Here is a 17,143-nt window from a genome sequence, read left to right on the forward strand (position 1 = left end):
TGTATACTCAAGCTCATACGTCTGGAATTAGGTCATTCACAATCTTTGCAGATTGTAAACATAAGGGAATCCCTCCTCCAGGGTGTACTGAACCACCACAGAAATAAAGGTTTTTCATTGTAGAAGAAAAATTAGGATGGCGCAGGAATGCTGCAAACTTTGAGTTACTGGCGGCTCCGTAAAGCGATCCTCGGTGCGAACTTGTTTTGCGCTCAATCGTAATTGGGTCAAGTACTTCTTCTACTGTAATTAGAGATTCTAAATCAACCTTAAGCATGTTATTGAGCTTTTTTATAATGGCCGCTCTTGCTTTAGTTTTTAAAGCCTCCCAATCTTGATTAAAATTGCCAGGAGCATTAATCATAACAAACCAGTTCTCGCAGCCTGCAGGTGCATCAGCTGCTTCTTCTTTACTGGTGATGTTTATGTAGACTGTAGGATCGTCTGACAAGGATTTCTCTTCAAAAATCTGCTTAAACTCTTCTTCATAGTTATCACTAAAAAAAATGTTATGTAGATCTAGTTCTGGGAATTCTTTATTCACTCCCCAATAAAATATAAGCGCAGAGCTAGAACGCTCTTGTTTTAGCACTTTGACAGGCTTTTTTTCTTCCTTTAGTAAATGTTGATAGGTAGAAAATATATCCATATTTGACACAATGATGTCGCCATCGTACGTGCCTTGAGAAGTAATGATTTGAGTTGCTTTATTACCAGCTCGCTTTATCTCTTGAACACCTTCACTTAATCTAAATATGATGCCTTGATCTAGAGCAAGTTTGTAGAGACTCTCGGTTATAGAAATCATTCCTCCTTCTGGGAAAAAGGTACCGTAATACATCTCTAAATGCGGAATCATAGACATAATCCCTGGTGTCTTATATGGCGAAGAACCATTGTAGGTAGCGTACCGATTAAAGAGCTGGACTAAGTGTTTATTTTTGAACGCTTTTTTATTGGTGCTGTCTAAAGTCGTATTTGTATCTAACTTATAACTCTGTACCAATGATGTTAAGGTCTCTACAGAGAAGTAGGTGCTAAATTTATGTAGTGATTTTTCTAAAAAGATAGAAGCCGTTAAGTCATACTTTTCTTTTGAAGCGTCTAAATATTTTTCAATCGCGCGAGTTGGTGTTTCAAAGGTTTCTGAAGCTTGTTTTACAAACTCCGCTTGATTTGCCACGGCGCTAAACGTTGTAGTATCTTCCCAAAAATAATTGCACAATACATCCTTACGCTTGTAGTTAAAATAAGTTTTAGGATCTATATCATATAATTCAAAAAGCTCATCTACCAGATGCGGCATTGTAAAGAGTGAAGGTCCTGCATCCCAGCGATAGCCTTCTTTTTCAATGGTAGTCAATTTTCCGCCCACATAATCATTTGCCTCAAATACAGTCACTTCATAGCCTTTTTTGCGCAACCGCAATGCAGAGGCAATGCCTGCAATTCCAGAACCTATGATTAATGCTGTTTTCAATAGCCTATGCTTTGTTTGTTACAAGTCACTTCTCGTGTAAACAAAGATACATAGTTACTTTTGTAATGTTTAATGATTTTTTATTTAGAGTAAACAAAATAAATTTATTAATAATGTTGATTAAGAATAGGTTTCAGTTATTTAAGTCAATTACAAAAATTTACTTCTGCTTTCCTAGCCAGACCACATAATTCACAACCTTTTGCAGCGCCTCATTGTTCCCATCATTAGTATCATTTATAGCAATACTACAGTTATACTTAGGGAAATGCATAAATAACGTTCCCCAAAATCCAGAGTGTGTATAGGCAACTATGCCGCTTTGCTTACCTTGAATACTGCCAAACCCTAATCTTGCTTCTGGCAACGGTTTCCCATGTGGGTCATATTCCTTTTCCAGTAACATCACGCCAAGACTGTCTTCATTTTCATAAATCTTTCCATTAAAAAGTGCTTGAAGAAAAATACCCAAATCTCGAGTGGTAGAAGCAAGTCCTCCACCTCCATACAAGTCTACAGAGTTATCCCAGTCTGTAGCATCTATAGTTCCCATATATCTTTTTACAGAAGGTAGCAATCCATCGGGTCTAGGCTCTAAGGATTCTAACCAAGTCGTGCTCATTCCTAGCTCATCAAATTTTAAGAGACTTCTTAAACCTTGAGCAAGGTTTTTGTTTGTAAGTTTTTCTATGATTTCGCCTAGCAATACAAAACCAGTATCACTATAATGATACGCTTCTCCCGGTGGTCCGTGTGGTTTCCCGTGGTCCATCGCAAATTGAATTTGCTCGGTGCGCGTCCACCGTTTTGATGGATCTTGGGAGGCGACCTCAATATATTCTGGACCACCTTCGGCGTAGTCGTACAGGCCGCTAGAATGAGTTAGGCAGTGACGTAAAGTAATCGCATCAGGATTATAACCTCCTTTTCTGAGGATATCGATATGGGCTGGTGAAATATACATTGATATAGGATCTTCTAGCGATAGTAATCCTTCTTCGCGCAAGCGAACGATGGCTGTTGCCACAAAGACTTTAGTGAGACTGGCAATTCTAAAAGGCTGGCTAGCGTCTAATTTAGTATTTCGCTCTAAACTGCCGTATCCCGCGGCACCAGTAAAATCAATATTCAATTCGGGTGAAATCACAGTCAATGAAAGTCCCGCTGAGTCATCTTCTCCTGTACCAATTTCTTCATCCAAAATACGCTGTAAGTTTACCGCTGGATTAGTATCGTACATTACGTTTTTTTGAGTGGTTGCACAACTGGCAAGTGCAAGGGACGCCGTGATACAAATATGTCTAAAAGTCATTCTGATTAATTTTTGGTAAAGGTGACGCTTTCGCGAAAGCGGTCATTGTAAAAATTCGTCATAAATAAGAAGGACGAACTTGAATAAAAGCGGGAGTATTTAATAGTTGCGCCGGCGTGTGACTCGTATAGCGTTTTATCTCCTTAATAAAATGGGACTGATCGTAATATCCATACTTTGCTACATAATGCTGCCAGTCACTATTACGAGTTACATACAATTCTCGCACAGCGAGTTTATAGCGCTGTAAGGATTGAAAACGCTTAGGGGTAAGCCCTGTATCTCTTTTAAAATAGCGCTCTATCGTGCTGTACGAATAATTTGTAGCTTCCATAATCGTACGAATGTCGAAGCTCGCACTTACCTCTTGTGCCATTTCTACAACAAAACCCTCAGCCTCTTTGTTATAATGTTGGAAGAACCAATCGTCTAGCGCAGTAGCGATTTCAATGTCATCAAGCGTTCTTAAATGCGCTATAAAATGGATGATTTCGAGACCAAAGAAGTACTCGACAGGAGCTACTGCATCGCGCATTAGGCTTTTTGCATCCTTCTGTACAAAAGGCATTAAGGAAGAAAGTGCACGAGATTTAAACTTGACAATAATGCATTTTTTGAGCGATGACAAATCGATGTGCAATTGCTCTTGTATAAAACTGAACAACATACTCTGATCCGAGCGATACGTTTTACCCAAATACGTCATTGTAAAATGACCGTCTAAAACAATAATCATATCTGGTGTAACGCCAGGATATGCGTACATTAAGGGACTATTCATCGCGGTAATAGCGGCGTGATCTAAAACCCAATAATGGTCTATATGCTTTTGTATAGCTGCTATCGCAGGCTCGAAAATCATAAACCGAAACTAGCAATAAAAAGGAAGCTCTCAAAAGAAATTCTTATGCAATATGAGTTTAAGGTATCTTTGCTATTCGCAACCCTATTTCTAGTTTTTGGAAGATATTTTACTCATAACGCCGCCCTTTACACAGCTTAACACGCCTTATCCAGCGACGGCGTACATCAAAGGTTTTTTGAATACAAAAGGAGTTCCGAGTTTCCAGATGGATTTAGGGATTGAGGTGATTCTTGAGCTATTTACAAGTGCTACGTTTACAGCGATTTTTGACGAAATAAAAAAGTCAAACATTGAACTCTCCCACAATGCTGCACGCATACTCGCTTTAAGCAAGCAGTATACGCAACCTCTAGATCGTGTAATTGCTTTTTTACAAGGCAAAAATCCTACGTTTGCGCGTCAAATATGCACCGCTAATTTCCTACCGCGTGCCTCTCGTTTTGAGCAGCTGGATGATTTGAATTGGGCGTTTGGCGAGATGGGAATGCAGGACAAGGCAAAACATCTGGCGACCTTATATTTAGAAGATCTTTCAGACTTTCTTGTGGAGTGTGTAGACCCACATTTTGGGTTTAGTCGGTATGCCGAAAAGCTGGGACAGAGTGCAAATAATTTTGACGAACTGTATGAGCGTCTGCAAGATGATCTAACCTATATAGACCAGATTACGATTGCTTTGTTGGAATTACGCTTTCGCGAAAGCGTACCCGAATTAAATTCAGGACGCGCACCCAAACTCGTTTTACTCTCAGTGCCATTTCCCGGAAATCTGTATAGCGCCTTCCGTTGTGGGCAATATATAAAAACGCATTTTCCGGATGTAAAAGTTGCGATGGGCGGTGGTTTCCCAAATACCGAATTACGGTCTATCACAGATGCTCGCGTATTTGAATTTGTTGATTACATCACTCTAGACGACGGCGAGTTGCCCGTAGAACTTTTGATAGACGCAGTTGTTAATAAAAGCCCAGAACCAACTTATAAACGTACGTTTTTACTAGAAAATGGCGAGGTGGTTTATAAAAACGACACGCTAAAACCAGAATATAAACAAGCCCAGCTAGGCACTCCAGACTATTCTGATTTGTTACTAGAAGAGTATATATCTGTCATTGAGATTGCAAACCCAATGCACAGCTTGTGGAGCGATGGTAGATGGAACAAACTCACGATGGCGCACGGTTGTTACTGGGGCAAGTGTACATTTTGTGATATCTCGCTAGATTATATTAAAATTTATGAGCCTATTGCCGCGACGATTCTCGTAGATCGTATGGAGCAGCTGGTAGCGCAAACTGGCGAGACTGGTTTTCACTTTGTAGATGAAGCTGCACCTCCAGCACTTATGAAAGCTGTTGCCCTAGAAATACTCAAACGTGAACTCGTCGTAACTTGGTGGACAAACATTCGGTTTGAAAAAAACTTTACCGCAGATTTATGCGTGCTCCTTAAAGCTTCTGGGTGTATTGCTGTTTCTGGCGGTCTGGAAGTAGCGTCAGATAGATTACTTAAACTTATAGATAAAGGAGTAACTGTGGCGCAAGTCGCTCAAGTTACTCGTAATTTTACTGCTGCTGGAATTATGGTGCACGCCTATTTAATGTATGGTTATCCCACGCAAACGGTACAAGAAACGGTAGATAGTCTGGAGATGGTACGCCAGTTGTTTGAGCTTGGGATTATACAATCTGGATTTTGGCATCAGTTTGCGCTTACCGCACATAGCCCTGTAGGTTTGGAACCAGAAGCTTATGGAATTACACCACATTATAATGAGATCTCGTTTGCAAATAACGACGTTGACTTTACAGACAGCACGGGAATAGACCACAGTGCTTTTAGTTATGGACTCAAGAAATCACTTTTTAATTATATGCACGGGATTGGTTTTGACTTATCCTTGCAAGAATGGTTTGATTTTGAAATTCCAGAAGCTACTATACAGCAACATTATATAGAAGATTGTCTCAATGTGTCTGCAGAGCTCACTGTAAAACCTACTGCCAAAATCATTTGGTTAGGAACCACGCCTATAGTCGACTCATTTACGAAGAAAAAGAGAGCGATGTCCAGGCTTACCTTTCACGAAGTAGACGACGTGTTTGAAATCGTATTAGCACAAGAACAAGCCGATTGGCTCTTGGAAATATTACCAAGCTTACAACCTTCTAGCGGTAGAACGCAAACTTTTGCCACGATTAAAAAGGATTTTGAGTCTCGCTTTGAACATTTTGAACTGTTCTGGTTCTCAAAGCCTATGGGAACATTGCGGGAAAGTGGACTTTTAATCTTATAATCAGTCGTACAAAAGACTTCAAAAAAAATACTATGGAACTAAAGAAAATGAATAGCCCAATTAAAATAGACATCGTCTCAGATGTGGCTTGTCCGTGGTGCTATGTAGGGAAACGTAGACTAGAAAAAGCATTAGAACTTTGGGATGGCACGCCTGTAACGGTAGAGTGGCATCCGTACCAATTAGATCCTACGATGCCAGCGGCTGGAAAAACGAGAGATACCTATCTCGTAGATAAATTTGGCAGCATTGACGGAATGAAAACAATGACTGACCGACTAGAAGAAGCTGGAAAAACAGTAGGCATCGATTTTAATTTTGGTAAAGACTGGCTGGCTGTAAATACATTACCATTGCATAAAATGCTACTCGTAGCAGGTCAAGAAGGCTTTAAAGATGCATTAAAAGAGCGTTTTCTCAAGGCATATTTTGTGACCTTAGAGCCACTAAATGACGTTAAGGTTCTAGAACATATTGGAGCAGAATTTGGTTGGGATGCTGAAAAAGTACAAACTATAATCGAAGATCAAGAACTTGCTAAAGCCGTCCAGCAAGAGATCGCCCACTATCAAAAACTAGGAGTTACAGGAGTTCCATTTTTTATACTCAATAACAAATACGGTATAAGCGGTGCGCAGCCGCCAGAAGTGCTACTCGATGCGCTAAACCAACTTTCTAAAGAAATGGAAATGGAAGACAGTCCAACTGGCGAAGCTTGCGGTATAGACGATGAAAATTGTTAATCACTTTTAAATAAAAATTTTGCCTTTATGAGCGATTATAAAAATGTTTTAGGAGAACCGCTTATTGCTTGCTGCACAGATCCTATGACCGGGTATTTTAGAGATGGATTATGCAGAACGATAGACCACGACCGTGGTACGCACGTCGTATGCGCAATAATGACCGAAGCGTTTCTTACCTACACGAAGAGTAAAGGTAATGACCTCTCTACTCCCATCCCACACTGGAACTTTCCTGGTCTTAAACCTGGTGATGGTTGGTGTCTTTGCATTTCTCGCTGGCTAGAGGCAGAAAAAGCTGGAGTTGCTCCAAAAATAAAACTCGAAGCCACTGCAGCAGAAGCACTCAAATACACGTCACTAGACTTACTAAAAAGCTACGCATTATGAAAAGAAAGCTAGTATATGTGATTGCAAGTCTTACGCTTTTTATTACAGCGTCCTGCAAAGGACAAACTGAAAGCACATCGCAAACAGAAGAAGCAGTATATACCTATAAACGTGGAGACCCTAACGGCATAGGTAAATGGTACATGGGTCGGCAAATTGCGCACGTCATGGGCTTTCAAGGAATAAACTGGCTAGAACGGTCAGAGCGTGAAGAAGAAGAAAACACAGCTACACTTCTTAAAAACATGAATATACAACCTACCGATGTCATTGCAGACATAGGCGCAGGTTCTGGTTATCACGTCTTTAAAATGGCGCCAATAGCAAGCCGAGGAACGGTCTACGCAGTAGATATTCAAGATGAAATGGTACAAACCATCGTAGATCGAAAAGCAGCTGGCGAAATCGCTAATGTAGAGGCGATTCTAAGCACAGCAAAAGACGTCAGATTACCAGAAAACAGTATAGACAAAATCTTGATGGTAGACGTTTACCACGAGTTCGAATTCCCAATGGAGATGGTCGCGTCGATGAAAAAAGCACTAAAGCCCAATGGCAAAATCTTCCTTATAGAATATCGAGGCGAAGATCCTGATGTGCCTATAAAAGAAGTTCACAAAATGACTAAAGCCCAGGCAGTAAAAGAAATGAAAGTCGCTGGATTTAAGCTAGAGGAAAAAATAGACAACTTACCGTGGCAACATTGTATGGTGTTTGTTAAGGAATTGCTCTAAAATTCCGGTGAAAAGCTCAACGCTTAACACTGTAAATGAGGTAATAATTCAATTCACTTTCTTTATTTTTATACTCCTAGTTAAGATACACCTATTTAAGAATCTACTCATCAGCATCTATGTCTCAAAAATCAACTAAAATACCTAACGGCGTAATGCTCAACGCATATCCAGATAGCATAGGTACAAAACTAAGTGATACTGTAGCTCTATTAAAAAGACCTGAATTCAAGGATGTTTTTTCTTTGTTTTATGCGCTCCCTACGTTTTTTAATAGCGATCTGGATCGTGGTTTTTCAATCATAGATTATGACCTAAATAAAGATCTCGTCACACCAGAGGATCTAGAGACCTTAGAGGAACTTAATGTGATGCTCAAGTTTGACATTGTACTCAATCACCTTTCTGTGGGTTCGCCGCAATTTCAAGATATGCTTACGCACGGGGATGACTCTAAGTACAAGGATTTCTTCATTAATTGGAATCAGTTTTGGGAAGGAAATGGCACTAAAAACGAGCAGGGCATCATCGTCCCAAAAAAGGAGTATCTCGATAAGCTCTTTATGCGCAAGCCCGGCCTCCCTATTCTCAATGTACTATTTCCCGATGGCAGCGAGCGCCCGTATTGGAATACATTCTATCAGCAGGTGACCTTCCACCCTATCCAGCAAAAAGATTTAGAAGGTATTGATATTTCAGAAGATGACCGAGCGCATACTGTATCGCTGGTAAATGATGCGATTGGAGCTGGAGAAGAACTGTCTAGTATACGCTTTCGCGAAAGCGTACGACCACACAAAAAACACATACTCACCGTCGTAAATCAGAAACGCACCTACCTGGGCCAGATGGATGTAAATGCAAATTCTGAGCTTGTTTGGGATTTTTACGATGAGACGCTTAAGAAAGTGAGCGCGTTTGGCTGTAAAATATTACGTCTGGATGCTTTTGCTTATTTGCATAAGGAAGTTGGGAAGACTAACTTTTTTAATACGCCAGGCACTTGGGATCATCTCGAACGCATCAGAAAAATTGCCGAAAAATATGAGCTTGTTTTACTTCCAGAAATACACTCAGAATACGGTTTAGGATTGCACGACGAGGTAGCGAGTAAAGGCTACCAAATCTATGATTTTTTCTTCCCAGGATTAGTCATTCATACCCTAGAAACCGCGGATGCCACTGCGCTGGTCAAGTGGGCAAATGAAATAGTGACTAAAGTTTACAAGACCGTAAATATGCTAGGCTGTCACGACGGGATTCCCGTTCTAGATCTCAAAGGCGTTGAGAAAAACGGCGAGTATCATAAAGGGTTGCTTCAAGATGCTGAGATAGAAAATATCATCAATATCATTCTGGACCGTGGTGGTCGGGTCAAGAATATTTATGATCCCGAGGGAAATAAAATTTCTTATTATCAGGTAAATGCGACATTTTATAGTGCTCTGGGTGAAAACGATGACAAGTTACTTCTTGCGCGTGCGTTACAGCTCTTTATGCCTGGAATACCACAGATATGGTATCTTGATTTGTTTGCTGGAAAAAATGACTACGTCGCTGCAGATGCTGCTGGTACTGGCGGTCACAAAGAAATAAACCGAACGACATTATCACAAGAGGATATAGAAGCAGGTTTGCAAAAAGAAGTTGTGCTTAGACAGCTAGAAATGTTGCGTCTACGCAATACACATCCGGCATTTAACGGGAAGCTCTCGGTGACAAATATCAATAAAGACTACCTTGAAATTTCGTGGAAAAACGGGGACGAAATTGCGCTACTCAAGGCAGATCTGAGTGATATGACTTTTGAAATTACTGTCTCATAACTCAAATTTTACCATTTTCACCACGACGTATCATCTAACCTTTAGAAACATCATAAATCCGTATCTTCATAACTCATTAAATTTTGGAGATATGAAACCGCTCAAAAAAGAAGACATTGCTCAGGAGGTATTTGACCTATACGACGATTATGCCCACAATAAAATAGACCGTAGGATATTTATGGAGCGTCTATCAGTTTTTGCTGTTGGCGCCGTTACTCTTCCTGCCCTAATGAGTTTTATGTCTCCAGATTATAAAACGACAACAACGGTATCTCAAACAGATCCCAGGATATCAAGTGAATATATTCACTTCGATTCTCCTAAAGGCGGTGGTTCGATTAAAGGTCTTTTATCCATTCCTAGAGAAAACCCTGGGAAGTTGCCCGGTGTTATTGTCGTTCACGAGAATAGAGGTCTCAACCCTTATATAGAAGATGTAGGAAGGCGAACTGCCGTAGCCGGTTTTATTTCGCTCGCACCAGATGCGCTATCTCCATTAGGAGGTTATCCAGGTAATGATGATGATGGGCGTACAATGCAACGCAAGCGCGACCGCCTTGAGATGCTGGAGGACCTTATTGCCGCCTACCACTACGTAAAAAATCACGAACAATGCAATGGTAATGTTGGTGTGGTGGGATTCTGTTTTGGCGGTTGGATTTCAAATATGATGGCCGTGTTGTTACCAGACTTGGGTGCTGCGGTTCCTTTTTATGGGAGACAACCAGAAGAAGATCAAGCTAGGGAAATCAAAGCCCCATTATTACTGCAATATGCTGGTTTAGATGAGCGCGTTAATGCAGGTTGGCCAGCTTATGAGAAAATCTTAAAAGCCGAAGACATAACACATACAGCACACTTTTATGGTGGCGTAAATCACGGTTTTCATAATAATACGACACCTCGATATGATGAAGAAGCAGCAACGTTAGCTTGGGAGCGAACGATTGCTTTCTTTAATGAACATTTGACGGATTTTTAATTAAATATTTTCTAGGTGCGCTTTCGCGAAAGCGAATAACAACGTCCGTAATTCGGTTTATTAAAACGCTCTCTTGTCAAAATAAGATCTATAATGAAACATCTTCTCCTCTTAATTACTTTCTTAACGATTACTGTAACATCATTGGCCCAAACCTTCACAGGTCCCAAAGATGATATAGACCAGATTCTCAAAAATATTGAAACCTTCTCAAGTCAAGTGATGGCAGGAGATTATGTTGCTGTAACAGCAAACTATACAACTGATGCAAAAATTTTTCCTAATAATCAAGATATTCTAGAGGGAACGGAGGCCATCAAAAACTACTGGAAACCTAGAAACGACAACAAAATCATTTATCACAAGGTAACACCCAGCGAAATCAAAATACTAGGTAACGAAGCCTATGATTATGGATATTACGAGGGAACTACCCGTCTAGCAGACGGTACAGAAACATCTTGGCGCGGAAAATATGTCATTACCTGGAAGAAAGTCGATCAAGCGTGGAAAATTTATCTAGACATTTGGAATAGTATAAAATCATAGTTACGCTCCTGCCTGCCGGCAGGCAGGTTCGCGAAAGCGGAAACCATTACCATTACCATTACCGAAACTTAATCACCAAAGAATTTGCAACATCAAAATACCACCAAAATGAAAATCAAACACACCTACCTCCTACTTACTTGCCTACTTGCCACAACGCTCATCGCGCAACAAAAGGAAGATCCTATCATAAATGCTTTGATTGCTGAAGCAACCCAAAATTCACAACTCGAGGAGCTTGCCCACGAAGTAACAGATGTTGTAGGCCCACGACTTGTAGGAACACCGCAAATGCAAAATGCGCACAACTGGGCTGTAGAAAAGTATAAATCTTGGGGCATTGAGGCTCGCAACGAGAAATGGGGCGAGTGGCGTGGCTGGGAACGTGGCATCTCACATATCGATATGTTAGAACCCAGAGTTCAGAGTTTGAGAGGAACACAGCTTGCCTGGAATCCTAGTACATCAAAAAATGGTGTGACCGCATCCGTAATTACACTTCCAGAAGTTGTAAATGCTGCAGCTTTTGAAAAATGGTTGCCCAGTGTAAAAGGAAAAATTGTACTTATCTCAAAACCTCAGATTACAGGAAGACCTGATTACAATTGGGAAGAGTTTGCCACAGAAAAGTCTTTTGAAAAAATGAAAAGACAACGTGATTCACTTTCAAATCTTTGGAATGATAATATGCAACGCACAGGTTACAATAGCAGAGAGTTACCAGAAATATTAGAAAAAGCCGGTGCAGTGGGTATTGTTACTTCAAATTGGTCTAGAGGTTTTGGAGTAAACAAAATCTTTAGTGCCCGTACAAAAAAGATTCCTACGGTAGACCTAGAACTTGAAGATTATGGAATGTTGTATCGTCTTGAACAATCTGGCCACACTCCCAAGATCAATATCACTGCTATATCAAAAGAACTAGGCGCTGTGCCAACGTTCAACACCATTGCAGAAATTAAAGGAACAGAAAAGCCAGATGAATACATTATTCTCTCAGCGCACTTTGATTCTTGGGATGGTGGTACAGGTGCGACAGATAATGGCACGGGAACCATTGTAATGATGGAAGCGATGCGCGTGCTAAAAAAAATATATCCCAATCCTAAACGTACTATACTTGTTGGACTTTGGGGAAGTGAGGAGCAAGGATTAAATGGTTCCAGAGCATTTGTAGAAGACCATCCAGAAATCGTGGCAAAACTACAAGCCTCTTTTAATCAAGATAATGGTACGGGACGTGTCGTAAGACTTAATGGCGGCGGATTCTTAAGAAGCTATGACTACCTAACAAGATGGTTACAGCCAGTTCCTGATGAAATAAAGGACGAGATAGAAACTACTTTTCCGGGAGCACCCGCCCGCGGAGGATCAGATTATGCTTCGTTTCAGGCTGCTGGAGCACCTGGATTTAGTTTAAGTTCGCTCAACTGGTCCTACTGGAATTATACGTGGCATACGAATCGTGACACGTATGATAAGATCATTTTTGACGATGTGCGTAATAATGTGATTCTTACAGCCATCCTTACCTATATGGCAAGTGAAGATCCAGAATTTACCTCTAGAGAACAAGCTGTATTGCCTATAGATAGAAGAACTGGAGAACCTAGAGATTGGCCTACACCTCGTAGTCCGGTGCGTAAAGGCGGTATCGATTAATTATGTACTAACATATAGTCACATTGCATAAATTCAAAATACGCTCCTATGGACCATCACGGATTAATTGCCCATTTTTATCAATCCTTTGCTCAAGGCGATGCACAAGCAATGACTGATTGTTATCACGAGAATGTTATGTTTTCTGACCCTGCTTTTGGAACCTTGCACGGAGATAAAGCAAGAGCAATGTGGTTTATGCTCCTAGAGCGCAGTAAAGGAAATATTCAGATTTCCTATAGCAATATTAACGCACACGGAAATTCAGGAAGTGCAGATTGGAGTGCCAGGTATCCCTACGGTGCCAAGAAACGTCCAGTAGTAAACAACGTCGCCGCAACGTTCACCTTTAAAGATGGAAAGATTAAAGAACACCACGATAGTTTTAGCCTTTATAAATGGTCGCAACAGGCATTAGGATTATCCGGTTATCTTTTAGGGTGGTCAGGGTTTATGAGAAGTAAAATACAAGCGCAAACCAATGGGTTACTGGAGAACTATATGAAGAAAAACTCTTTCAGTTAACATCACAATAAAACCATATTTGAGTAATACAGAGAGATTTAAATCAATCCCGTACATTGTACTTCTTATCCTTGCGGGAGAGGCGGTATTTATACTTCCTTTTGTTCTCGCCAGAGTATTTAGAGCAACCGTTTTAGATGTTTTTGAAATTAACAATACGGAAATAGGGTATTGTTTTTCTATTTATGGTCTTGTAGCACTTGCCTCTTATCTTTTTGGTGGTCCGCTGGCAGATAGATTCCCTCCTCGTAAATTAATGGGAGTTGCTTTAGTACTTACTGCCCTGGGCGGACTAGTGTATGCAAATGAACCTTCATTAAGTACATTACAATATTTATATGGCTTCTGGGGATTTACAACTATCTTTTTGTTTTGGGCAGCGATGATAAAGGCAACCCGAGTTTGGGGTGGCACTAAAAATCAAGGGAAAGCCTTTGGATTTCTAGATGGCGGTCGCGGCCTTGTCGGGGCATTATTTGGAGTTTTAGGGGTTGCTGTATTTTCGCTTTTTGCAAATGTAGACGGGACAGAACTCTCTTTAGCACAGCAAAAAGAAGCCTTTCAATATGTAGTATATATCTCTGCGGCGATTGTCGCATTCATTGGAGTGCTCGTCTTTTTCTTTTTAAAGAGTGATGTAGATGAGAAAGAGATTGTTGTAGATAAAATTACAAAAGAGAATATTAAAACCGTTTTGAAACTTCCGAGCGTCTGGTTACTGATGATTATTATTCTTTGTGCCTATGTTGGCTATAAAATCACAGACATCTTCTCCTTATACGCACGGGAAGTTATGCTATATAACGAAGTAGATGCTGCCAAAACTGGAACCTTCCTCCTCTTTATTCGTCCCGTAGTGGGCGTTGTCGTAGGCTTTCTTGCAGATAGGTCACGAGCATCATTGTATTTATGTATAGGCTTTTTACTCTCGATTATTGGAGCAGTGCTATTTGCTTCTGGCATTTTACTGGAAGGCGATACCTTTTTGTTTTTCCTTACCATCATAATTACCGCATTAGGTGTTTATGCCGCACGGGTACTTTACTTTGCTGTGATGAAAGAAGGTAATATCCCACTTGTGCTTACAGGAACTGCCGTTGGTATTATCTCCTTTGTAGGGTATACTCCAGATATTTTTGCCGGACCGCTTATAGGCTATTTTCTCGACGGAATGCCAGGACGTGCGGGTCACGAAGCGGTGTTCTGGATGTTGGCTGTGTTTTCTGTGGCGGGTGGGGTTGCATCTTTTGTGTTTTATAGATTATCTGGGAAGACGGGAGATTGATTTAAATATTACTTTCGTAGTAGTAGGGTTTATTTATCTTTATTAGATACTGATGATAAATAGCCGATGTTATCCTGTGGATTTTACTGAATATTGATAATAAAAATACTTTATAACAAGTTAGCATTAACTCCGGCAAAAACCGCATACACAAAACAGACCGACAATGAAATTGAACATATTTTCATTCTTAATTATATTAACTTTTCTATCCTCGTGCAACGGACAGAACAATTCAAAAGTCCATAGCAAAAAAGAGAATACAAGTGTAATTGACATTACAAAAGTTGAAACTACTAAGGAACTTGGAGAAAATATAATGCTTGTATATCACGATAAACAAAACAATTATTGGTTTGGAAGTTCAGAAGATGGATTATATAAGTATGACGGTAAAAAAATTCTTCATTTCACAACTAAAAACGGTTTGCCCAATAACGGAATTGGTGAAATTAAAGAAGACCATTTAGGTAATATTTACTTTAATACAGGTGGTGGCATTATAAAATCTGACGGTGAAAATTTTAATTTATTACAGGTAAATGATTTCGAGAGCAATTGGCAATTGAAACATAATGATTTGTGGTTTAAAGATGGTTGGGATTCAGGATATGTGTATAGATACGATGGAAGTTATTTGTACAAACTAAAGCTACCAAAGACAAAAATTGGAGAAGATCATTTATTAAACTATCCAAACTATCCAAATCCTTATACAGTCTATAGCATATACAAAGACAATAAAGGCAATGTCTGGTTTGGAACAGGAGGATTGGGAGCGTTCCGATATAATGGAGAATCATTTGACTGGATTTTAGAAAAAGACGTTGTAGAAATTTTCAACGAACCCAACGAAGGCTCTAATGGAGTGCGGTCAATTGTTGAAGATAAAAATGGCGATTTTTGGTTCAATACCGAATATCGTTATAGTATCTATGACAACGCAACATTAAATAGTAATAAATTTTATTCTAGACATAAAAGTATAGGCGGGTTAGATGGTAAGAAGGATAGAGATTTGGACGAGTATCTAGCAACAGTAAGAGACGATAATAAGAATTTGTGGTTTGTAACCTATCTTAATGGCGTATGGAAATATGATGGATCGGAAATTACACATTATACTGTTCAAGATAATATAAAAGACATCACTTTATTCAGCATTTACAAAGACAACAATGGCGACCTTTGGCTTGGCACGCACGAAAACGGAGTATTTAAATTCAATGGACAAACTTTTGAAAGATTTAAACCATTCTGAGCGACAGAATATAAGCTCCTAAAGTGTTGTATTAACAAAAAAAATCAATTAAAATTTTTTCAAGTCAATCTATTAAGACTTTTCTCATATACATTCTATTCCGCTTTCGCGAAAGCAAACCCCACAACCCCACCCTCCACGTTAAACTCATCCTAATCCTCATAAAAAACTTCCCGTCCCAGCGTTCATTTCTTAACTTTAAAAGAAAACCTAGAAATGAGCAAAACAAAAACAATACTTTTAAATAAAAGACCCGAAGGGAAGCCTCAACTTTCTGATTTTAAGTTTACAGAAGAAGAAATCCCAGCGCTAGATAATGGTGAGGTTTTAATAAAGTCACTTTTTGTTTCTGTAGACCCTTATTTACGCGGGAGGATGCGCGATGCAAAATCCTACGTTGAACCCTTTGAATTGCACAAACCCATAAGTTCTGGCGTAATAGGCGAAGTCACGGAATCTAAAAACTCCAAATTTAAAAAAGGAGATTATGTCTCTGGAATGCTGGCCTGGAAACAAGTCCAAAAATCGAATGGTTCTGGATTAAACAAAGTCTCTAAGGAAGATGCTCCGCTCCCAGCCTATTTGGGTGCGCTGGGAATGACGGGGCTTACGGCCTATTTTGGTCTAGAGGAAATAGGAAAGTTGCAAGAAGGCGAAACCATTTTAGTCTCTGGTGCCGCTGGCGCTGTAGGAAGTGTCGTGGGTCAAATTGCAAAAACTAAAGGCTGTCGGGTCATAGGCGTCGCAGGTACCGATGAGAAGATTGAGATGCTCAAGGAGGAATTTGGCTTTGATGATGCGTTTAATTACAACACGGAGAAGAGCTTTTCTAAGGCCATAGGAAAAACCTGTCCAGATGGTGTAGATGTATATTGGGATAATGTAGGCGGCAGTCTTTCTGACGCGGTATTCTTCCACATCAATTAGAAAGCGCGTATTATTAATTGTGGGGCTATTTCTATTTATAATGATACCGAAGTGGCAAAAGGTGTGAGTCCGCAGCCATTTTTGATTAAAAATAGTGCCTTGATGCAAGGGTTTATAGTTTCTAATTATATGGAGCGTTTTCCGGAGGGCATCAACTTTTTAACTAAACTGTATCAAGAAGGAAAATTGAAACACGAGGAAACGGTGGTCTATGGTTTTGACAACATCCCACAAGCGTTTATAGACCTTTTTGATGGAAAGAACACAGGAAAAATGGTGGTCGATGTGTTACAATCCTAATTA

At 40.0% G+C, this 17,143-nt stretch carries 14 protein-coding genes and 1 pseudogene; 12 read left to right on the plus strand and 3 right to left on the minus strand.

Going from position 1 to position 17,143, the window contains the following annotated elements:
* Positions 1-13: 13 nt before the first annotated feature.
* The 3 genes from crtD to EAX61_RS05760 form a co-directional block, all read right to left on the minus strand.
* Positions 14-1,480 carry a 1-hydroxycarotenoid 3,4-desaturase CrtD gene (crtD, locus tag EAX61_RS05750; protein WP_121916720.1) on the minus strand — a complete coding sequence of 489 codons (1,467 nt, stop codon included), beginning with the start codon at positions 1,478-1,480 and terminating at the stop codon, positions 14-16.
* A gap of 160 nt (positions 1,481-1,640) precedes the next feature.
* The gene (locus tag EAX61_RS05755; protein ID WP_121916721.1) at positions 1,641-2,792 is read right to left on the minus strand and encodes a serine hydrolase domain-containing protein; all 1,152 of its coding nucleotides are present in this window, start codon (positions 2,790-2,792) and stop codon (positions 1,641-1,643) included.
* 58 nt (positions 2,793-2,850) lie between these two features.
* Complete coding sequence (locus EAX61_RS05760) at positions 2,851-3,654, minus strand: AraC family transcriptional regulator (RefSeq protein ID WP_121916722.1); 804 nt, start codon at positions 3,652-3,654, stop codon at positions 2,851-2,853.
* A gap of 97 nt (positions 3,655-3,751) precedes the next feature.
* On the opposite strand from EAX61_RS05760, the gene EAX61_RS05765 reads away from it, so the two are divergent.
* The 12 genes and pseudogenes from EAX61_RS05765 to EAX61_RS05820 all read left to right on the plus strand — a co-directional run bounded on the left by EAX61_RS05765 (position 3,752) and on the right by EAX61_RS05820 (position 17,140).
* Entirely contained in the window at positions 3,752-5,953 is a 2,202-nt protein-coding gene (locus EAX61_RS05765) for a B12-binding domain-containing radical SAM protein (protein ID WP_121916723.1), read from the plus strand.
* Positions 5,954-5,985: 32 nt separating this feature from the next.
* The gene (locus EAX61_RS05770) at positions 5,986-6,696 is read left to right on the plus strand and encodes a DsbA family oxidoreductase (RefSeq protein WP_121916724.1); all 711 of its coding nucleotides are present in this window, start codon (positions 5,986-5,988) and stop codon (positions 6,694-6,696) included.
* Positions 6,697-6,723: 27 nt separating this feature from the next.
* Positions 6,724-7,086: a DUF2237 family protein gene (locus EAX61_RS05775; protein WP_121916725.1), complete on the plus strand. Its 363-nt coding sequence runs from the start codon at positions 6,724-6,726 to the stop codon at positions 7,084-7,086.
* The gene (locus EAX61_RS05780) at positions 7,083-7,820 is read left to right on the plus strand and encodes a class I SAM-dependent methyltransferase (RefSeq protein ID WP_121916726.1); all 738 of its coding nucleotides are present in this window, start codon (positions 7,083-7,085) and stop codon (positions 7,818-7,820) included. Before EAX61_RS05775 ends, EAX61_RS05780 begins: the two co-directional genes overlap by 4 nt.
* Before the next feature lie 119 nt (positions 7,821-7,939).
* Complete coding sequence (locus EAX61_RS05785; protein ID WP_121916727.1) at positions 7,940-9,646, plus strand: alpha-amylase family protein; 1,707 nt, start codon at positions 7,940-7,942, stop codon at positions 9,644-9,646.
* Positions 9,647-9,737: 91 nt separating this feature from the next.
* On the plus strand, positions 9,738-10,631 hold the full coding sequence (locus EAX61_RS05790) for a dienelactone hydrolase family protein (protein WP_121916728.1): 894 nt from the start codon (positions 9,738-9,740) through the stop codon (positions 10,629-10,631).
* 93 nt (positions 10,632-10,724) lie between these two features.
* Positions 10,725-11,180: a YybH family protein gene (locus tag EAX61_RS05795; protein WP_121916729.1), complete on the plus strand. Its 456-nt coding sequence runs from the start codon at positions 10,725-10,727 to the stop codon at positions 11,178-11,180.
* Between the two features lie 108 nt (positions 11,181-11,288).
* Positions 11,289-12,842: a M20/M25/M40 family metallo-hydrolase gene (locus tag EAX61_RS05800; protein ID WP_121916730.1), complete on the plus strand. Its 1,554-nt coding sequence runs from the start codon at positions 11,289-11,291 to the stop codon at positions 12,840-12,842.
* 48 nt (positions 12,843-12,890) lie between these two features.
* The gene (locus EAX61_RS05805) at positions 12,891-13,367 is read left to right on the plus strand and encodes a nuclear transport factor 2 family protein (RefSeq protein ID WP_121916731.1); all 477 of its coding nucleotides are present in this window, start codon (positions 12,891-12,893) and stop codon (positions 13,365-13,367) included.
* A gap of 19 nt (positions 13,368-13,386) precedes the next feature.
* Positions 13,387-14,652, plus strand: coding sequence for an MFS transporter (locus EAX61_RS05810; protein WP_121916732.1), 1,266 nt, complete (start codon positions 13,387-13,389; stop codon positions 14,650-14,652).
* Positions 14,653-14,818: 166 nt separating this feature from the next.
* The gene (locus tag EAX61_RS05815; protein ID WP_121916733.1) at positions 14,819-15,913 is read left to right on the plus strand and encodes a ligand-binding sensor domain-containing protein; all 1,095 of its coding nucleotides are present in this window, start codon (positions 14,819-14,821) and stop codon (positions 15,911-15,913) included.
* Positions 15,914-16,129: 216 nt separating this feature from the next.
* Positions 16,130-17,140, plus strand: a pseudogene (locus EAX61_RS05820) (NADP-dependent oxidoreductase).
* Positions 17,141-17,143: the final 3 nt, after the last annotated feature.

Origin of the sequence: Dokdonia sinensis (genome assembly GCF_003688895.1) — a bacterium.
In the GTDB taxonomy this organism is placed as follows: Bacteria; Bacteroidota; Bacteroidia; order Flavobacteriales; family Flavobacteriaceae; genus Dokdonia; species Dokdonia sinensis.